Below are 18,562 nucleotides of genomic sequence, written 5' to 3' on the forward strand. Positions count from 1 at the left end.
TCGCGGCGGCTCCTCGCTCAGCAGGGCGACCACTTCCGCCGCACGGCGCGCACCGGCCTCGGCAGCCCCGTCCAGGAGGGCGCGCGCGAGCCGCGGATGCACGCCCAGGCGCGCCATGCGCCGGCCCCGGTCCGTGACCCGCCCGTCGGCCGCCACGGCACCCGTGGCCTCCAGGACCTCGCGGGCCGCGGCCATCGCACCGGCCGGCGGCGGGTCGAGCAGGGCCAGCCCGGACGCGCCGGGGTCGCCCCAGCACGCCGCCTGCAGCGCGAAGGCCGTCAGATCGGCCACCAGGATCTCCGCCGCCGGGAACCCCGGCAGCCGCACGTCATCGGCCTCCGACCAGCAGCGGTACACCGCACCGGGCGCCTCGCGCCCCGCACGCCCGGCCCGCTGCCGGCCCGCCGCCCGCGAAGCCCGTACGGTCGTGAGCGCGCTCAGCCCGCGCGCGTGGTCGGTGCGGGGCTCGCGGGCCAGCCCCGCGTCCACCACGACCCGCACTCCGGGCACCGTCAGGCTCGACTCCGCCACGGACGTCGCCAGGACCACCCGCCGGCCCCCGGACGAGCCGGCCAGCACCGCGTCCTGCACCGCGGCCGGGGCCCGCCCGTGCACCTGCAGCACCTCGGCCCCCAGCGCCTCCCGGCCGCCCAGCCGGCCCGCCACGCGCGCGATCTCCCCCACGCCGGGCAGGAAGCACAGGACGTCCCCCTCCCGCTCCCGCAGCGCCCGCCGCACCACCGCGGCGACGTGCTCCAGCAGGGCCGGGTCCACCCGCATCCCGTGCGGCGGCCGCACGGGCCGCTCCGGCGGCGCCCACACGATCTCCACCGGGTGCGTCACGCTCTCGGCCGTCACCACGGGCGCCTCGCCGAGCAGCCGGGCCCAGCCCTCGGCGTCCGTCGTCGCGGACGCCGCCACCAGCCGCAGCTCGGGCCGGAGGGCGGCCCGCACGTCCAGGAGGAAGGCGGCGGCGGTGTCCGCGTCCAGGTGCCGCTCGTGGCACTCGTCCAGCACGACCGTGCCCACATCCGCGAGCTCGGGGTCGCGCTGCAGCCGCTGCAGCAGCACACCGGTCGTGACGACCTCGACCACGGTCCGCGGCCCCACCCGCCGCTCCCCGCGCACGGTGAAGCCCACCCGCTCGCCCACGTCCTCGCCGAGCAGCCACGCCATGCGGCGGGCCGCGGCCCGCGCGGCGATCCGGCGCGGCTCGGCGACCACGACGCGCTGCCGCGGGCCGTCCCCGGTCAGCCCGGCGAGGACCAGCGGCACGAGCGTGGTCTTGCCGGTGCCGGGCGGCGCGCACAGCACCGCCGCGCCGTGCGCGTCGAGCGCGCGCGTCAGCGCGGGGAGGGCGGAGCGGACGGGCAGCCGGTCGAGGGCGTCACGGTGGATCACAGGCCCAGTCTCACTCAGCGGCCGACGCCCCCGCGCCGGGGCCCGCCCCCGGAAGGGAGCCGGGGCTCCCGGCAGAACAGCCCGCCGCAACGGCGGGTCACCACCACGGCGAGGGTCCGGCGGAACATCTGCCCACCGGAACCGCCGCGGAGATCATGATCCGCCGGAAGGGCCCTCGTCCCGCTCGCAGACGAAGATCGCCGTCCCCGGAATGAGGTGCCCCCGCAGCGGGGACCAGCCGCCCCACTCCTGCGTGTTCCAGTCGGGCCACTCGGGCTCGACGAGGTCGGTGAGCCGGAAGCCGGCCGCGACCACGTCCCGCACGCGGTCGCCGAGCGTGCGGTGGTGCTCCACGTAGACGGCGCGGCCGTGCTCGTCCTGCTCCACATAAGGGGTGCGGTCGAAGTAGGAGGCCGCGACGGAGAGGCCCTCGGGGCCCGGCTCGTCGGGGAACGCCCAGCGTATGGGGTGGGTGACGGAGAAGACCCAGCGCCCGCCGGGCCGCAGCACGCGCCGCACCTCGCGCATCACGCGCACCGGGTCCGCGACGAAGGGCACGGCCCCGTAAGCGGAGCAGGCCAGGTCGAAGGAGCCGTCGGCGAAGGGCAGGGCGCCCGCGTCGGCCTCGACGAGGGGGACGTCCCCGCCGATGCGCAGGGCGTGCTGGAGCTGGCGGTGGGAGAGGTCCAGGGCCACCGGGCGGGCGCCCTGCGCGGCGAGCCAGCGCGAGCACTGGGCGGCGCCGGCGCCGATCTCCAGGACGTCGAGCCCCGCGAGGCCGCTCGCCGGGCCCAGCAGGGCGGCGTCGGCCTCGTCGAGCCCCTCGGGGCCCCAGACAAAGCGGTCGTCGCCGAGGAAGGCGCCGTGCTCGGTCTGGTACTCGTCGGCGTTGCGGTCCCACCAGCCGCGGCTGGCCCGGCTGCTCTCGGTGTCGCCGGTGGCGCGCCGTGTCGCTTCCGGTTCGTACTCTTGGATCATCGGCGGTCGTGCCCCCGGCAGTAGTGTGGTGCGGCCCGCGAGGGGGCCCGAGCGGCGTGCGGCCGGGGGAACGCGGCGGAGCGCTGAGGGGCCCCACAGCCGCGCCAAACAGAAGTTGTGCCCGATATGACGGGATTCGTCCCGGGTGTGCGCCTTCGCGCATTGACCGTGCCCGGCTGCCCCCGTATGCTACAAGTTGCGCTGCGGGCCTGCGCGCCTCAGACGGAGCAGGCCGCGCTCGCACTTGTTGTATGTCCCCTCGGTTGTGCGAGGCGCGTGGAGCGGTTTTCGAATCGCGGAACGCGCGTCTCCAAGGCTGTCCGGCTTCGGCAGTGCGATACGGGCTCTCGGCGTAGCAGTACCTACGACTCAATGTCCGTACCGGAGCCCTTTCCCACATGACGAGCAGCACCGAGACCACCGCCACCACCCCGCAGGTTGCGGTCAACGACATCGGTAACGAGGAAGCCTTCCTCGCCGCGATCGACGAGACGATCAAGTACTTCAACGACGGCGACATCGTCGACGGCGTCATCGTGAAGGTCGACCGGGACGAGGTCCTGCTCGACATCGGTTACAAGACCGAGGGTGTCATCCCCTCCCGCGAGCTCTCGATCAAGCACGACGTCGACCCGAACGAGGTCGTCAAGGTCGGCGACGAGATCGAGGCCCTGGTTCTCCAGAAGGAGGACAAGGAAGGCCGCCTGATCCTCTCGAAGAAGCGCGCCCAGTACGAGCGTGCCTGGGGCACCATCGAGAAGATCAAGGAAGAGGACGGCATCGTCACCGGTACCGTCATCGAGGTCGTCAAGGGTGGTCTCATCCTCGACATCGGCCTCCGTGGCTTCCTCCCGGCCTCCCTGGTCGAGATGCGCCGCGTCCGCGACCTTCAGCCCTACGTGGGCAAGGAGCTCGAGGCCAAGATCATCGAGCTGGACAAGAACCGCAACAACGTGGTCCTGTCCCGCCGTGCCTGGCTGGAGCAGACCCAGAGCGAGGTCCGCCAGACCTTCCTCACCACCCTCCAGAAGGGTCAGGTGCGCTCCGGCGTCGTCTCCTCCATCGTCAACTTCGGTGCCTTCGTGGACCTGGGCGGCGTCGACGGTCTCGTCCACGTCTCCGAGCTGTCCTGGAAGCACATCGACCACCCGTCCGAGGTTGTCGAGGTCGGCCAGGAGGTCACCGTCGAGGTTCTCGACGTCGACATGGACCGCGAGCGCGTGTCCCTGTCCCTCAAGGCCACCCAGGAAGACCCGTGGCAGCAGTTCGCCCGGACCCACCAGATCGGTCAGGTCGTCCCGGGTAAGGTCACCAAGCTCGTTCCGTTCGGTGCGTTCGTCCGCGTCGACGAGGGCATCGAGGGCCTGGTCCACATCTCCGAGCTGGCCGAGCGCCACGTGGAGATCCCGGAGCAGGTCGTCCAGGTCAACGACGAGATCTTCGTCAAGGTCATCGACATCGACCTCGAGCGCCGCCGCATCAGCCTCTCGCTGAAGCAGGCCAACGAGTCCTTCGGTGCCGACCCGTCCGTGGTCGAGTTCGACCCGACCCTGTACGGCATGGCCGCGTCCTACGACGACCAGGGCAACTACATCTACCCCGAGGGCTTCGACCCCGAGGCCAACGACTGGCTGCCGGGCTACGAGAAGCAGCGCGAGGAGTGGGAGCGCCAGTACGCCGAGGCGCAGCAGCGCTTCGAGCAGCACCAGGCGCAGGTCATCAAGTCCCGCGAGGCGGACGCCGAGGCTGCGGCCGAGGGTGCTCAGGCTGCCCCGCAGGCCGGTGGCGCCCAGGTCTCCGGCGGCTCGTACTCCTCGGAGTCGGCCGACAACTCCGGCGCCCTGGCGTCGGACGAGGCGCTGGCCGCCCTCCGCGAGAAGCTCGCCGGCGGCCAGAGCTGAGGCTCTGCACCACGGCAGCTGACAGCTGACTGAGTAAGGCCCGTTCCCCTTGGGGAGCGGGCCTTACTCGTGCTGTCGTTCCGTCATGTGAGATGCGCCGGCGCGATCCGGAAGGCGGGAATGGCCGGGCCCTCCAGGCGCGTTCCCCGGTACGGAACATGAGGAGGAACGGTCACTGTGTTGGATCCGCAGGGTTTGTACGAATGGGAGCCCAAGGGGCTCGCCGTGGCCGACCTGGCCTTGGCCCAGGACACGGCCGGCCTGGTCATGCTCTATCACTTCGACGGCTACATCGACGCGGGAGAGACCGGCGAGCTGATCGTCTCGCGGCTCCTGGACACCCTGCCGCACCAGGTCGTCGCCCGCTTCGACCACGACCGGCTCATCGACTACCGGGCCCGCCGGCCGCTGCTCACCTTCCAGCGGGACCGCTGGAGCGCCTACGAGACCCCGGCGATCGAGCTGCGCATCGTCCAGGACGCGACGGGCGCGCCCTTCCTGCTGCTGTCCGGCCCCGAGCCGGACGTGGAGTGGGAGCGGTTCGCCGCCGCCGTGGGGCAACTGGTCGAGCGGCTCGGCGTCCGGCTGTCCGTCAACTTCCACGGCATCCCCATGGGCGTCCCCCACACCCGCCCCGTCGGCATCACCCCGCACGGCAACCGCACCGACCTGATGCCCGGTCACCGCAGCTTCTTCGACGAGGCGCAGGTGCCCGGGAGCGCCGAGGCCCTCGTCGAGTACCGCCTGGCGGAGGCCGGCCACGCCGTCCTGGGCGTCGCTGCGCACGTCCCGCACTACGTCGCCCGCTCTCCGTACCCGGACGCCGCCCTCACCGCCCTCGAAGCGGTCACGGCCGCCACCGGCCTGGTGCTGCCCAACGCCGCGCACGCCCTGCGGTCCGAGGCGCTGCGCACCCAGGAGGAGATCGAGCGGCAGATCGCCGAGGGCGACGACGAGCTCGTGACGCTCGTCCGCGGCCTTGAGCACCAGTACGACGCGGTGTCCGGCGCGGAGACCCGCGGCAACCTCGTCGCCGAGCCCGTCGAACTGCCGTCCGCCGACGAACTGGGCGCGGAGTTCGAGCGCTTCCTCGCCGACAGGGAGGGCGACAGCGGTCACTGACCGCCCGCCCTATACCGTGGGGCCCATGCTGAGAGTGGGCCTCACGGGCGGAATCGGAGCCGGCAAGAGCGAGGTGTCGCGGCTGCTCGCGTCGTACGGCGCGGTCATCGTGGACTCCGACCGGATCGCGCGCGAAGTGGTCGAGCCGGGCACGCCCGGACTGGCCGCGGTCGTCGCCGAGTTCGGCGACGCGGTCCTCACCCCCGAGGGCGCGCTCGACCGGCCCGCACTGGGCGCGATCGTCTTCGCCGACCCCGACCGCCTCGCCGCCCTCAACGCCATCGTGCACCCCCTCGTCCGGGCCCGCTCCGCCGAACTGGAAGCCGCCGCGGCCCCGGACGCCGTCGTCGTCCACGACGTCCCCCTCCTCGCCGAGAACGGCCTGGCCCCGCTCTACGACCTGGTCATCGTCGTCGACGCCGGCACCGAAACCCGCCTGGACCGCCTGGTCCGCCTCCGCGGCATGACCCCCGAAGAGGCCCGCGCCCGCATGACGGCCCAGGCCACCCGCGAGGCCCGCCTCGCCGTGGCCGACATCGTCATCGACAACGACGGCCCCCTGGACGCCCTGGAGCCCCAGGTGGCAAAGGTCTGGCAGCAACTGCGCGAACGCAGCGCGGGCGGCCGCTAGTCATCACGGCCGTTAGCCCCATCGGGTGAGCGTCGGCGGGGCCCGGGTGGGCTGTCGGGGCAGGTGGGACAAGGGCTTGGGGTTGGTGTCCGTGGTGCGTGGCCCGCTTTCGTGTGACGGTCACTTGTTGCTGTGTGCATAAGGTCCCCTCATCCGACGTGAGGAGACCCTTCATGGCCGTACCCGAGTTAGCCGCGACGAGCCCGTTCGCCGCGCTGCCTGCGCCGCGCATCATGCCGCGCCTCACAGGGGTCGGCATCGTTGTCCTTTCGCCGGCCTGTATGGGGTTCATGGCCCGTCAGGCGGAGAAGTCGGCCGGGCTCGTGGCGAACAAGGGAACGCTGGTCGTGAAGCGGTGTGAGGAACGCCGGGCTTACGGCAGGCACCATTCCGCGGATGCGTACGACGTCTGCTTCGGCTCTTTCCGGGCGGACAGCGGCCGGGTCGTGCGGGACGGCGCCGGGCTTCGCGGCTGGTACGCCGCGGGCGAGAAAGTGCGGGTCTACCGCGAGGGGCACCGCTATCAGCCGGTCAGCCGGCGGTTCTTCCGGGGGCGGCTGGCCTTCTTCTTCGCCGGGCTGATGATGGTCGCCTTCGGCGTGATGACCACGGTGGTCGGCCACGGGGCGAGGACCGCCGGGGAGATCAGGGCCTCGTGGGAGGCGTTGCGCCGAAAGTCCGCGGGGCCGTACATCTCCTGGCTACTCCGGGCCGGCGGCGCCGGGACCGCCGCCTGCGCCGTGCTGGCGCTCGTCGGGTCCTGAGGGGGAATCGTGGATCTGAGGGTCGAGCCCGGACAGCTCGAAGCGTTCGCGCGGCAGGTCGGCCGGGGTGCCGAGGACATGCGGGAGGTGCTGGCGTACGCCCGGCGGCACACCGTTCTGCCGCCGGGGGCGGTCGGGCTGTACGGAGAGACGCGTGTTCTGCACGACGCTTTGCGCAGCAATGTCCTGAGCGCTGTGAAACGCATGGCCGAAGTCCTGCAGAGTTCTTCGGAGGAACTGGCCGCGGCGGCTTCCTACTACCGCTGTACCGATCGCGGCTCCGCCGCGCAATTCGACGCACTCGCCGGGCGAAAGGGAGCCGGACGGTGACGGGCTTCGCCGACGTGGCCGAGCCGGCCGCGTGTCTCATCCCGCCCGCAACGCCCGCGGACTACGTCGATCCGCTGGAGCCGTTCAACGTGGTGGCGGATTTCCTCAGCCCGAACCAATGGCTCCTCAAAATGATCGAGTTGATCACCGGAACCGATCCGGTGAAGTGGACCGGGGAGAAACTCGCCGGCGACTGGAAGTCCTATGCCCAGTGCGCTTCCGCGTGGCAGGCGATGGGACACGCCTGCGACGGGATCGCCCGCAACCTCCGTTCCGGCAACGTACGCATCGACGCTGTCTGGGACGGAAACGCCGCCGGATCGGCTGCCCATTACTTCGCGGCGCTGACCGGAAACCTGGAGGCGTTCCACCGGTCCCTCGACGCGATGGGCCTCGAATACCTTGCCCTTGCCCGGTCGGTCACCTTCGCCGGGGCGGGCATCGCCGACTGCCTCACGGCGATGCTCGACGCGCTGATCACCGTCTCGATCGAGGTCGCCGCCTCGGCCGCCACGGGCGGTGGCGCCGCGGCCCTGGCCGCCGCGCTGGGTACCCAGGAGCTGATGACGATCCTGAGGGAGTGGGAGCGCATGAACGAGCTCTTCAGCGCGGCTCAGACGGCGCTGCACGCCGGCGGCGCCGCCCTGGTACGGACCGGCGCGGAGGCCCTGACCGCGCTCAACGCCTTCCCCGTGCCGCGCACGGCTTACGACCACCCAGCGGTCTGAGACGGGAGGGCGACACGTGAGTGAACAGTACGTGGGCTTCGAGGAGTTCGTGACCCGCGGACGCGGCGCCGACCGGGCGCGCGCCCTCCACGGTGCACTGCAGAAGCTCGCCTCCGGCAGCGCCGGCGACGTGCTTCAGGAGATGGCCCGCGACGTCCTCACCGGCCGGGTCGGCCTGCGGGACGCCGTGCGCGTCGGGGCGTACGCCGAGGCCCTGGGCGAGGGGACGCGAGCCCTGCGGACGGCATGGCAGGAACTGCCGGAAGAGGAACGCGCGCGGTACGTGGACGAGGCCCGGCGCGCCCTCGCCTCGCTTGCTTCCGGCCGGGGCACATCCTCGTACTGACAGCCCGAGCCTTCACTCCTCCCCGGCCTCCGGGGGGGGGGGTAGGGCATTGTGGCCGGTCGTAACAGGTCGGCGGAGCCCGCCACTTCCGACAGGGCGTTCGCCAGCGCCACCAGCACCTCCCGCACCCGGGCGATCTCCTCCCGGAGCGCCGCCGCGTGCTCCCAGCCGCGCTCGTACGAGACGGGGTCCACGTCCGCCGGGCGCAGGGACTCGTACGCGGCCAGGCGGGGGTGCCAGGTGGCGAGGACGGGGCGGAGGGCCTGGTTCAGGACGGTGACCGCCAGCGCGCCGAAGGTGATCTCGCCCGGGCCGCGGCGCGGGGCGACGCCGGGGCCGTAGCGGCGCAGGATGTCGCGCGTGGTGCCGAAGAGGCTGTAGAAGGAGGACAGGGCCTCCCGCAGGAAGCCGTCCTCCGGGCCCAGCTCGACGGTGGAGACGCGCGTGGCGAGCTCCGCGTACAGCTCCCAGGCGGCCTTGCGCTCGGCTTCCACCGGCTCCCAGACGCCCGTGATGTCACCCAGCATCGGAATCGCCATCCGGACCGTGACCTGCTTCGGCCTGGCCCGGCCGGCGGCGTTGCGTATCCGTCGCATGATCTTCCTCCCCGGGGCCCCACAGTAGGCTAGTCCGGCCGCAGCAGACAGGCATTGACCGGAACACCGTGGGAGAGAGCGTGGAGGGACAGGACGCCCGTACCTGGGACGTGTTCCTCAGCTACAGCCGCGGCGACGCCCACCGCACGGCTCCCCTGCGCGACCGGCTGCTCGCCTCCGGCCTGGAGGTCTTCGTCGACGAGGTCACCGTCGCGGGCTTCGCCGGCATCAGCGACAGCATCCGCGCGGGCCTGGCCCGCTCGAAGGCGCTGCTGGCGTGCTACTCGGCGGCGTACCCGACGCGGCAGGCGTGCCAGTGGGAGCTGACCGCCGCTTACCTGGCGGGTCTCGCCGAGGGCGACCCGCGCCGCCGGGTCATGGTCGTCAACCCCGAGCCGGGCACCGGGCACATCCATCCCGTGGAGCTGCGCGACGCCAAGCACTGGGCCCTGCCGGCCGGAGAGGCCGGGCTCGACGCCCTGGTGGCGGACGTGCGGGCGCACGTCGCGGCGCTGGAGGGCACCATCGGGGCTACCGAGGCCGCGCCGGCCCGCTGGTTCCCGGGGCCGCCCCCGTCGCCCGCGCCCGCGTTCACCGGCCGCCTGCCCCGCCTGTGGCAGGTGCACAGCTGCCTGCACCAGCACGACGCCCCGCTCACCACCGGCCATTCGGCTCTCCGGCCGGTGCAGGTCCGGGGCATGGCCGGGATCGGCAAGACGCTGCTGGCCCAGGAGTACGCGACGCGCTTCGCCGCCGCTTACCCGGGCGGCATCCACTGGCTCTCCCGCGACGCCGGCGCGGAGCCGCACGCCACGGCGTCCCCGTACGGGCCCTATGAGCGCGGCCTGCGGGTGCTGGCCGCCGCGCACGGCCTGCCGGGGGAGGGCGCGGCGGAGGACGTCGTGGCCCGGCTGCGCGACCGGTTCGCCGCGTCCGGCGAACCGTTCCTCTGGATCGTCGACGACCTCCCGGACCGGCTGACGGCCCAGCAGGTGGCACGGCTGTGCGCACCCCACCCGCTGGGCCGCACCCTGCTGACGACCCGCAGCCGCCGCTACGACACGCTCGCCACGGCCGTCGACCTGGACCCGCTGCCGCCCGGCGAGGCGTACGCGCTGCTCACCCACGCCGCGGCGCCCGCCTCCCCCGAGGAGCGGGCGGCCGCCGACGCCCTGTGCGCGGCCGTCGCCGGGCATCCGCTGGCGCTCGACCTGCTGTCCTCCGCGGCGGCCGACGGCTACACCACCCTCCTCGACCGCTTCCACACGCCCGGGCGCTCGCTCCTGGACGTCCTCGGGCGGGACCGCGTCCTGCCCACCGGATACCCGGCGGGGGTGACCGCCGCGCTCGTCCGGGACGTACGGGAGGCGGGCCCGGATGCCATGGACGCCCTGCGGCTCGCGGCCGCCTTCGCGCCGACCCCGCTGACCAGGGACGACGCGGTACGGGCCCTGGCGCCGGGCAGCACGGCCCCGGACGTCGTCGCCGCCCGCCGCCTCGACGCGGGCATCGCCGTGCTGCGCGGCCGCGGCCTCCTCGCGCCCGCCGGCACCCGCGCCTGGTCGGTGCACCCGCTCACCGTGCACGCCTGGCTGCGGCACGACCCCGAGCCCGGCCGGGCCGAACAGTTGCGGCACGCCGTCATACGGGTCCTGCGCACGGCCCACGGCACTACGCTGGGCGGCGTCGCAGCCCGGCCCGGCACGGCCGGCACGAGCAGCAGCACGAGGGAGCCGCGGATGAAGCAGCACACGCCCGCGCCGCCGGCCGGCGCGCCCGGCGAGCTGGAGCGCATGGCCGCCTTCGACCTGCAGGTCGAGCTCGCCACCCGCATCGGCGTCCAGGAGCTGGCCCCCGGCACCGGCAGCCTGCGCGAGGCCCTCGGCTCGCTCCACGCGGTGTTCGAGTTCACGCGCTCCACGCTGCGGCAGTACAGCATCAACCTCGCCGGCGGGCCGCCGCCCGAAGGCGCCCGCACCGTCTACGCGATCGCCGACGACCTCCTCAACCGCACGCTGAGGCCCTTCACCAGCACGTGGCACCCGCGGCTGGCCGCCCACGAGGCGCTCCGCCCGGAGGGCACGAGCCCGGTCGCCCACGAGGAGGCGTGGGCGGACGCCCCGGCCATGCGCGCGGCCCTCACGGAGCTGCGCGCGCCGCTGCTGCGGATCGTCGGCGAACTCGCCGGCATCTCGGGCGCCGACTTCGGCATGTCGGCGGCAGGCTCGCAGCCGGGCTGAGGACGGCCCCGCGGATGCGGGGCGCGCCGTGGACGCGGACGCGGGCCGCACGCGGTCAGCCGCTATGGGGACGGTCCGCGCCCGTCGTCCCCCGGGCCCCGGTGCTCCCAGGGATCCCGGCGCTCGCTGACCGGCCGGTACGGCGGGACGTCGCGGCCGGGCTGGAAGTGCGGGCCCTGCCGGATGTGCCGGATCACCAGGGAGAGGTCGACGGCGGTCACGGCGACCAGGACCCCGCAGGCGATCGCCCAGCCGGGGTGGTCCGTGACCGCGAAGAGCACGGTGCCCGCGACGGACCAGACCAGGCCCCAGGAGGCCAGCCCGCAGCGCAGCCGCAGGGGGCTGCGGGCCGTGGCGGGTTCGTTGCCGGTACGCGGCATGACGATGCACCTCTGCTTCCAGCATCCACCCGCACGGGCGGCGGGCGCCTCCCGGCCGGGCGGGCTCAGACCAGGCGCCGGATCTCGCCCCGCACGCGGTAGAAGCCGCCGGCCGCGGGCGCGAGGTCATCGATGACGTAGCGGGCGCCGGCCTCGCGTATGTGCCGGGGGAACTGCACGTTCCAGCGGGGGTCGTAGCCCTCGGAGACGACGTGGACCCGCAGCCGGCCGGCCTCCTGGACGCACTCGACGACGATGCCCGTCGCGGGCGCCGCGGTCACCGTGGCGAGGGTGCGGGACGGGGTGTACGTGGGCACGGCCGCGGCCGACTTGACGTCCACGGGCACCGGGACGGTGCCCGCCCGCGCCGCCGCGACGGCGCTGTCACTGGCGTCGACGCAGACCAGCGAGCCGTCCGTGGTGACCATGTACAGCTTCTCGTCCAGGTACTGCATGGACAGCGCCGAGCCGCCGCCCGTGCCGAGCTTCCACAGCCGGGTGCCGTCCGCCGCGAAGCAGTACACGGACGACGCGGAGTCGCCCGCGAAGACGTAGCGGCCGCCGGGGGAGGTGGCGCACGAGTAGACGACGGTGTCGCACGGGTAGGTGGCCTCGACGTCGCCGGTGGCCTTGGACAGGCGCTGGACGACCCGGCGGTTGGTGCCGGCGTAGACGGCGTGGTCCTCCTGCCAGCCGAACAGCACCGAGCCGGACGTGGGCGTGTGCCACAGCTCGCCGCTGCCGTCCTGGGCGTAGGCGGTCACGCCGCGCGAGTGGCCGTGGTAGACGGCGCGCTCGTCGCGGCGGACCATCCAGGCGTGGTCGCCGCTGCTGTTGCGCGACCACTGGTGCTCGTCCTCGTGGTCGATGACGGTCAGCCTGCCGTTGCGGTCGGCGACGTCGAGGACGCCCTCGCGGATGTCGAGCCAGAAGATGTCGACGTCGGAGGAGATCTCGTAGGCGGCGAACGGCAGCTTCGAGGACAGGTCGTAGACCGTGCCGTCGTCGCAGCCGGCGTAGATCCAGAAGTCGTCCGCCACCAGGCACTTGACGCCGGCGGGCAGCTGGTATCGGGCCAGGACCTCGCCGTCGTGGCCGAGCGTGTGGACGTGCCCCGCCTGGTTGCCCACCCAGCAGCGGTCCTCGTCCACGTGGATGCCGAACGCGGCGGAGCCGGTGTCGAAGCGCCACAGCACCGGCGCCACGGCCCGCGCGGTCGACGGCGCGGAGACGACCTGACGGTGCGTCACCGGGCGGGCGGCGCGCTGCCCGGCCACGGCCGGGGCGTAGCCCTTGCGGACCTTCTCGCCGACCTTCTTCGCCGCCGCGGCCCGGGCCCTCTCCACGCTGGGGAAGGAGGAGGTCTGGGTCTGGCCGGGGGCGCCGATGCGGCCGTAGCGGACCGTGACGGACGTGCCGGCGACCGTGACCTCGTAGAACTTGTGCGCCCCGCCGCCGTCCTGCGACAGCTCCAGGTACGTCGTCTCTCCTGCCATGGCACAGCCCCGTTTCCCCGTCCGTCGGCCACGCCGGCCGATCTCCGTGCCGAGCACGCTAGGGGCTGCCACTGACAACCGGTCCTCGCTCACCCGCGCCGGCAGCGCCGCAAACAGACGAACCGTTAGAAAAGGGGCTCGGGGAGCACTCCTTCGAGGGACAGCAGGGCGCGCTTGATCTCCAGCCCGCTGCCGAACCCGCCCAGGCCGCCGTTGCTCTCGATGACGCGGTGGCACGGCACCACGACCGGCAGCGGATTGCTGCCCATGGCCACGCCCACGGCCCGGGCCGCCCCGCGCTCGCCCACGCGGTCGGCCAGGTCCTGGTAGCTGACCACGGACCCGTACGGGACGCCGGCGGCCAGCTCGCGCAGCACGCGGCGGTTGAACCCGGAGGTCAGCGACCAGTCCAGCGGGACCGAGAAGGCCTCCCGGCGGCCGGCGAAGTAGGCCGTGAGCTCGGCCGACGCCCGGTCGAGGAGCTCCCGCGCGGCACATGGCCCGGTGACCGGGCCGGTCCCCATGCGGCGCGTGAGGCCGGCCACGGCGGCCTCCGTCTCCTCCGCGCCGGCGCGGAAGATCACTTGCAGCAGCCCCCGGGGCGTCGCCGCGATCCCCAGCGGGCCGATGGACGCGCCGACCGTCGCCCACGCCCACTCCTGCGGCCGGGGCGGCGCCGCAGCCTCAGCGGCCTGTTCCAGGTCCGTCATGGGGCCAGCGTAGGCCGTCCGGGTGACCTCCGGGCCCCGGACCGCACAAGTGATCCACAAAGTGATCCACGATCATGCGATCCGGAAGGCTGGTGTCTCCGGCCTCCCGGGGCCCCGGCGCTCCGGCGCCCCGGGAGGCCGGAGCCCGCTAGAGCCCCAGGAAGCTCAGGATCGACAGGGGGCCGTCGTCCTCCTCCTGCTCGTCCGTCGCCTCCTCCAAGGCCTCCTCGATCACCTGCGGTGCGTTGCTGATGATGCCGTCGACCCCCATGCGGGCCAGCGCCACGGCCCGGTCGCCGTTGTCCACCGTCCACGCGGACACCTCCAGCGGCCGCCCGTGCGCTCCCCGCACCGCGTGCACCGCCCGCACGTAGGCGGCGGTGACGCTCTTGTGGTTCGGGTTGATCTGGTCGGCGAACGCGGCGTACGAGCGCAGCTCCGCGGGCTTGGGAGCACCCAGGAAGCCCGTCCTGACGTCCGGCCGCACCCGGTGGAAGGCCTTGAGGGACGGGGCGCTGAAGGACTGCACGACGAGGGAGCTCCGCACGTGCCGGGCGTTGAGCCACCCGGCGCGCTGCAGCTCGGCCGCCAGCTGCCGCTCGATGCCCGGGTACAGCTCGGGCGCCTTGACCTCCAGCAGCAGCTTCTGCCGGTTGTGGTCGACGCGCTGCAGGTAGCGCCGCAGCGTCGGCACCCGCTCGCCGGCGAACCTGCGGTCGTACCAGCTGCCCGCGTCGAGCTTCTGGATCTCGGCGAGGGTGAAGTCGGCGATCTTCCAAGGGGCGCGGCCGGGGTAGCGCCGTCTGGCGTCGGTGGTGCGCTCCAGCGTCGTGTCGTGCATGACGATCAGGGCGCCGTCCTTGGTGCGCTGCACGTCGTTCTCCACCCAGGTGATGCCCAGGTCGGCCGCCTCGTCGATCGAGGCCAGCGTGTTCTCCGGGGCCCGGACCGGCACCCCGCGGTGGCCGATCACGAGCGGCGCGGCAGTCTGCGAGGACTTCGCGGCGGGGGCGGCCGCCGGGAGCGCCTGGGCCTGCGGGGCGGCGAGGAAGAGCGCGGACAGGCCGAGCAGCGCGCTGGTCACGGCGGAGACGGGGCGGATGCGCATACGGGCTCCTCGCGTCGGCTGGACACGGACGGGCACGGACGCCTGCGGCGCCCCCGACCCGGTGTACGGGACGGGCCCACCTCAGACAAGTACGCGACGGGAGCGCGGCAGGCGCACGGCGACGGGTGTTCTTCGCCGGATCGCCGCCCGCCGTTCGCCCCGGGAACAGGGGCCGGACGGCGGGTGTCCGGCCGTTGTCAGTGGCGGGTCGTACGGTGGTCCCATGCGGCCCGTATCGAAGATCGAACGCAAGGTGGCGCCTTTCGAGGTCGTCAGCCCCTTCCAGCCCAGCGGTGACCAGCCCACGGCCATCGCCGAGCTGGAGCGACGTATCCGCGCAGGTGAGAAGGACGTCGTCCTCCTCGGTGCGACCGGCACCGGCAAGTCCGCGACCACCGCGTGGATGATCGAGAGGCTCCAGCGGCCGACGCTCGTCATGGCGCCGAACAAGACCCTGGCGGCCCAGCTCGCCAACGAGTTCCGCGAGCTCCTGCCCAACAACGCCGTCGAATACTTCGTCTCGTACTACGACTACTACCAGCCCGAGGCCTACGTTCCGCAGTCGGACACGTACATCGAGAAGGATTCCTCGATCAACGAGGAGGTGGAGCGGCTGCGCCACTCCGCCACCAACTCCCTGCTCACCCGGCGTGACGTCGTGGTGGTGGCCTCGGTGTCCTGCATCTACGGCCTGGGCACCCCCCAGGAGTACGTCGACCGCATGGTGCCGCTGAAGGTCGGCCAGGAGATCGACCGCGATGACCTGTTGCGCCGCTTCGTGGAGATCCAGTACACCCGCAACGACCTCGCGTTCACCCGCGGCACCTTCCGCGTCCGGGGCGACACCATCGAGATCTTCCCGGTCTACGAGGAGCTCGCCGTCCGCATCGAGATGTTCGGCGACGAGATCGAGGCGCTCTCCACGCTCCACCCGCTCACCGGAGAGGTCATCTCCGACGACCAGGAGCTGTACGTCTTCCCCGCCAGCCACTACATCGCCGGTGCCGAGCGCATGGAGAAGGCCATCGCCGGCATCGAGAGGGAGCTGGAGGAGACCCTCGCCCGGATGGAGAAGCAGGGCAAGCTCCTGGAGGCGCAGCGGCTGCGCATGCGCACCACGTACGACATCGAGATGATGCGTCAGATCGGCTCCTGCTCCGGCATCGAGAACTACTCGCTGCACATGGACGGCCGCGAGCCCGGCTCCCCGCCGAACACCCTCATGGACTACTTCCCGGAGGACTTCCTCCTCGTCATCGACGAGTCGCACGTGACCGTCCCGCAGATCGGCGCCATGTACGAGGGGGACGCCTCCCGCAAGCGCACGCTGGTCGAGCACGGCTTCCGGCTGCCGTCGGCCATGGACAACCGCCCGCTGAAGTGGGAGGAGTTCACCGAGCGCATCGGTCAGACGGTGTACCTCTCGGCCACCCCCGGCAACTACGAGCTGTCCCGCTCCGACGGCTTCGTCGAGCAGATCATCCGCCCCACCGGCCTCGTCGACCCCGAGGTCGTCGTCAAGCCGACCGAGGGCCAGATCGACGACCTGGTGCACGAGATCCGCAAGCGCACCGAGAAGGACGAGCGGGTCCTGGTCACCACCCTCACCAAGAAGATGGCCGAGGACCTCACGGACTACTTCCTGGAGCTCGGCATCCAGGTGCGCTATCTGCACAGCGACGTCGACACGCTGCGCCGGGTGGAGCTGCTGCGCGAGCTGCGGGCCGGCGAGTACGACGTGCTGGTCGGCATCAACCTGCTGCGCGAGGGCCTCGACCTGCCCGAGGTGTCCCTCGTCGCCATCCTGGACGCCGACAAGGAGGGTTTCCTCCGCTCGGGGACGTCCCTCATCCAGACCATCGGCCGCGCGGCGCGCAACGTCTCCGGCCAGGTGCACATGTACGCCGACAAGGTCACCCCGGCGATGGAGAAGGCCATCGAGGAGACCAACCGTCGCCGGGCGAAGCAGATCGCGTACAACAAGGAGCGGGGCATCGACCCCCAGCCCCTGCGCAAGAAGATCGGCGACATCGTCGCGACCCTCGCCCGCGAGGAGATCGACACCCAGGAGCTGCTGGGCTCGGGCTACCGCGACAAGGGCGCCAAGGGCAAGGCGCCCGTGCCCGCCGCCGCGGGCGGCAAGGCGGCCGGCAAGGGGGCGAAGGCCGCCAAGGGCGCCAAGGCGAAGGCCGCCGTCGCGGTGACGGACAAGCCCGCCGCCGAACTGGCACAGCAGATCGAGGACATGACCGACCGTATGCGGGCCGCGGCCGCGGAGCTGCAGTTCGAGGTCGCCGCCCGGCTGCGCGACGAGGTGAGCGAGCTCAAGAAGGAGCTGCGGCAGATGAAGGAGGCCGGCCTCGCCTGACGCTCCGGCACCGCCCGCCCCGGGCCGCGGTCCGGGATGTTGCAAGACCGCCACAAATCCCGTCCGGATTCGTGTGCGGTCGGGGTCCGTGCGTAGGGTCTGGGCGGAGGCCGTGCGGACGTGCGGCCCACGGGGATAGAACGAGAAGGGACTGCGCGTGACGGTCAACTTGTCCAAGGGTCAGGGCATCAGCCTGCAGAAGGCAGACGGGGGCACCCTGACCGCCGTGCGGATGGGGCTGGGCTGGCAGGCCGCCCCCCGCCGCGGACTGTTCGGGTCGCGCACGAGGGAGATCGACCTCGACGCCTCGGCGGTGCTGTTCGCCGGCGGCCAGCCGGTGGACGTGGTCTTCTTCCGCCACCTGGTCAGTGACGACGGCTCGGTCCGCCACACCGGTGACAACCTGGTCGGCGGCGCCGGCACGGGCGGCGACGACGAGGCCATCCTCGTCGACCTGCAGCGCGTTCCCGTGCACATCGACCAGATCGTCTTCACGGTGAACTCCTTCACCGGCCAGACGTTCTCCGAGGTGCAGAACGCCTTCTGCCGCCTGGTCGACGAGACCAACGGCCAGGAGCTCGCCCGCTACACCCTCGACGGCGGCGGCGCGTACACCGCGCAGATCATGGCGAAGGTGCACCGTTCCGGCAGCGGCTGGGCGATGACCGCCATCGGCACGCCCGCCAACGGCAAGACCTTCCAGGACCTCATGCCGGCGATCCTGCCGAGCCTGTAGGCACCAGCGTCCTGAGCACATCCCGGGCCCGGCGGAGAGCGCTTCCGCCGGGCCCGCGGGCACGACGAGCGCAGTACGCGACGAAGCGCGGAGCACGAACAACGATGGGGGCGCAGCAATGACGGCCGAGCTGGTGCGGGGGCAGAACCACCCGCTGTCCGGGACCCGCCTGGAGATCCGGGTCTCCGCAGGAGGCCCCGTCGTCGCGGGCGCCACGCTCGCCGGCGCCGACGGCAGGGTGTCCGGCGCCGACCGCGTCGCGCACCCCGCCTCCCACCGCCTGCCCGGCCTGGAGGTCTCCCGGCAGGCCGCGGCCGACCACCGGCTCGCCGTCGACCTCGAAGCCCTTCCCGAGGACGTGCACCGCGTCCACGTGCTGCTCGCGCTGCCCACCGGGGCCGGCGGCCCCACGTCCTTCGGGGCGCTGGCCGCCCCCTTCGTCGCCGTCACCGAGCTCGACGGCGCCGAGATCGCCACGTACACGATCACGGACCTCGGCGTGGAGTCCGCGGTCGTCGCCCTGGAGCTGTACCGCAGGCAGGGCGCCTGGAAGGTGCGCGCCGTGGGCCAGGGGTACGCGGGCGGGCTCGCCGCGATGCTGCACGACCAGGGCCTGGAGCAGGCCTTCGAGACGGCCGCGGCCATCAATGAGGCCGTCACCCGCGGCATGGCCCGCGCCGTCGCCCCGCCGCCCCCGCGCCCGGCCGCCGTCCCCGAGCCCCCGCGC

17 protein-coding genes are annotated in these 18,562 nt (G+C 73.0%); 10 read left to right on the forward strand and 7 right to left on the reverse strand.

Translation table 11 applies throughout. The features are described from left to right. Together B7P34_RS29610 and B7P34_RS29615 are read right to left on the reverse strand one after the other, a co-directional pair. Nucleotides 1-1,401, reverse strand: a 1,401-nt coding sequence (locus tag B7P34_RS29610) for a helicase-related protein (RefSeq protein ID WP_286157525.1), incomplete at its 3' end; no start/stop codon positions are given. A gap of 153 nt (nt 1,402-1,554) precedes the next feature. Beyond that, nucleotides 1,555-2,379 (reverse strand): class I SAM-dependent methyltransferase, encoded by an 825-nt coding sequence (locus tag B7P34_RS29615; protein WP_106681270.1) that lies wholly within the window; start codon nt 2,377-2,379, stop codon nt 1,555-1,557. A 398-nt stretch (nt 2,380-2,777) separates the two neighbouring features. Here B7P34_RS29615 and rpsA point away from each other — a divergent pair, with 398 nt between their 5' ends. The 6 genes from rpsA (at nt 2,778) to B7P34_RS29645 (ending at nt 7,855) form a co-directional block, all read left to right on the forward strand. Further along, nucleotides 2,778-4,280, forward strand: a complete 1,503-nt coding sequence (gene rpsA, locus B7P34_RS29620; protein ID WP_058044905.1) for a 30S ribosomal protein S1 — start codon at nt 2,778-2,780, stop codon at nt 4,278-4,280. 177 nt (nt 4,281-4,457) lie between these two features. Continuing rightward, the gene (locus tag B7P34_RS29625; RefSeq protein ID WP_106681271.1) at nt 4,458-5,402 is read left to right on the forward strand and encodes a PAC2 family protein; all 945 of its coding nucleotides are present in this window, start codon (nt 4,458-4,460) and stop codon (nt 5,400-5,402) included. Nucleotides 5,403-5,427: 25 nt separating this feature from the next. Beyond that, the gene (gene coaE / locus B7P34_RS29630; RefSeq protein WP_106681272.1) at nt 5,428-6,033 is read left to right on the forward strand and encodes a dephospho-CoA kinase; all 606 of its coding nucleotides are present in this window, start codon (nt 5,428-5,430) and stop codon (nt 6,031-6,033) included. Between the two features lie 173 nt (nt 6,034-6,206). Further along, nucleotides 6,207-6,797 (forward strand): hypothetical protein, encoded by a 591-nt coding sequence (locus B7P34_RS29635; protein WP_106681273.1) that lies wholly within the window; start codon nt 6,207-6,209, stop codon nt 6,795-6,797. Between the two features lie 9 nt (nt 6,798-6,806). Then, a complete protein-coding gene (locus B7P34_RS29640; RefSeq protein WP_189383156.1) occupies nt 6,807-7,127 on the forward strand; it encodes a WXG100 family type VII secretion target in 321 nt (106 codons plus the stop codon). Next, on the forward strand, nt 7,124-7,855 hold the full coding sequence (locus tag B7P34_RS29645; RefSeq protein ID WP_106681275.1) for a hypothetical protein: 732 nt from the start codon (nt 7,124-7,126) through the stop codon (nt 7,853-7,855). Before B7P34_RS29640 ends, B7P34_RS29645 begins: the two co-directional genes overlap by 4 nt. Before the next feature lie 135 nt (nt 7,856-7,990). On the opposite strand, the gene B7P34_RS29650 is transcribed toward B7P34_RS29645, so the two are convergent. Continuing rightward, nucleotides 7,991-8,797, reverse strand: a complete 807-nt coding sequence (locus B7P34_RS29650; RefSeq protein ID WP_189383158.1) for a hypothetical protein — start codon at nt 8,795-8,797, stop codon at nt 7,991-7,993. 80 nt (nt 8,798-8,877) lie between these two features. Between B7P34_RS29650 and B7P34_RS29655 the strand changes: the two genes are divergently transcribed. Beyond that, on the forward strand, nt 8,878-11,037 hold the full coding sequence (locus tag B7P34_RS29655; RefSeq protein ID WP_106681276.1) for a tetratricopeptide repeat protein: 2,160 nt from the start codon (nt 8,878-8,880) through the stop codon (nt 11,035-11,037). Between the two features lie 62 nt (nt 11,038-11,099). Here the strand turns inward: B7P34_RS29655 and B7P34_RS29660 are convergent, their stop codons facing one another. The 4 genes from B7P34_RS29660 to B7P34_RS29675 form a co-directional block, all read right to left on the reverse strand. Continuing rightward, complete coding sequence (locus tag B7P34_RS29660; protein ID WP_106681277.1) at nt 11,100-11,417, reverse strand: DUF6343 family protein; 318 nt, start codon at nt 11,415-11,417, stop codon at nt 11,100-11,102. Nucleotides 11,418-11,482: 65 nt separating this feature from the next. Then, on the reverse strand, nt 11,483-12,913 hold the full coding sequence (locus B7P34_RS29665) for a WGR domain-containing protein (protein WP_106681278.1): 1,431 nt from the start codon (nt 12,911-12,913) through the stop codon (nt 11,483-11,485). 125 nt (nt 12,914-13,038) lie between these two features. Then, nucleotides 13,039-13,623, reverse strand: coding sequence for a methylated-DNA--[protein]-cysteine S-methyltransferase (locus B7P34_RS29670; protein WP_106681279.1), 585 nt, complete (start codon nt 13,621-13,623; stop codon nt 13,039-13,041). Nucleotides 13,624-13,771: 148 nt separating this feature from the next. Then, nucleotides 13,772-14,731, reverse strand: a complete 960-nt coding sequence (locus tag B7P34_RS29675) for a glycerophosphodiester phosphodiesterase (protein ID WP_106681280.1) — start codon at nt 14,729-14,731, stop codon at nt 13,772-13,774. 223 nt (nt 14,732-14,954) lie between these two features. On the opposite strand from B7P34_RS29675, the gene uvrB reads away from it, so the two are divergent. The 3 genes from uvrB to B7P34_RS29690 form a co-directional block, all read left to right on the forward strand. Beyond that, nucleotides 14,955-17,099, forward strand: a complete 2,145-nt coding sequence (uvrB, locus tag B7P34_RS29680; RefSeq protein ID WP_106681281.1) for an excinuclease ABC subunit UvrB — start codon at nt 14,955-14,957, stop codon at nt 17,097-17,099. Nucleotides 17,100-17,256: 157 nt separating this feature from the next. Further along, on the forward strand, nt 17,257-17,835 hold the full coding sequence (locus B7P34_RS29685; protein WP_106681282.1) for a TerD family protein: 579 nt from the start codon (nt 17,257-17,259) through the stop codon (nt 17,833-17,835). A 118-nt stretch (nt 17,836-17,953) separates the two neighbouring features. Next, nucleotides 17,954-18,562: TerD family protein (locus tag B7P34_RS29690; protein ID WP_146166968.1), on the forward strand; the 609-nt coding region annotated here is incomplete at its 3' end.

Source organism: Streptosporangium nondiastaticum (assembly GCF_003011965.1).
Lineage (GTDB): Bacteria > Actinomycetota > Actinomycetes > Streptomycetales > Streptomycetaceae > Streptomyces > Streptomyces nondiastaticus.

What these genes read in the sequence shown, in the direction of transcription:
- B7P34_RS29615 (WP_106681270.1), bottom strand. Translation starts at nt 2,379, where the DNA reads ATGATCCAAGAGTACGAACCGGAAGCGACACGGCGCGCCACCGGCGAC.
- rpsA (WP_058044905.1), top strand. Translation starts at nt 2,778, where the DNA reads ATGACGAGCAGCACCGAGACCACCGCCACCACCCCGCAGGTTGCGGTC.
- coaE (WP_106681272.1), top strand. Translation starts at nt 5,428, where the DNA reads ATGCTGAGAGTGGGCCTCACGGGCGGAATCGGAGCCGGCAAGAGCGAG.
- B7P34_RS29635 (WP_106681273.1), top strand. Translation starts at nt 6,207, where the DNA reads ATGGCCGTACCCGAGTTAGCCGCGACGAGCCCGTTCGCCGCGCTGCCT.
- B7P34_RS29650 (WP_189383158.1), bottom strand. Translation starts at nt 8,797, where the DNA reads ATGCGACGGATACGCAACGCCGCCGGCCGGGCCAGGCCGAAGCAGGTC.
- B7P34_RS29660 (WP_106681277.1), bottom strand. Translation starts at nt 11,417, where the DNA reads ATGCCGCGTACCGGCAACGAACCCGCCACGGCCCGCAGCCCCCTGCGG.
- B7P34_RS29665 (WP_106681278.1), bottom strand. Translation starts at nt 12,913, where the DNA reads ATGGCAGGAGAGACGACGTACCTGGAGCTGTCGCAGGACGGCGGCGGG.
- B7P34_RS29670 (WP_106681279.1), bottom strand. Translation starts at nt 13,623, where the DNA reads ATGACGGACCTGGAACAGGCCGCTGAGGCTGCGGCGCCGCCCCGGCCG.
- B7P34_RS29675 (WP_106681280.1), bottom strand. Translation starts at nt 14,731, where the DNA reads ATGCGCATCCGCCCCGTCTCCGCCGTGACCAGCGCGCTGCTCGGCCTG.
- uvrB (WP_106681281.1), top strand. Translation starts at nt 14,955, where the DNA reads ATGCGGCCCGTATCGAAGATCGAACGCAAGGTGGCGCCTTTCGAGGTC.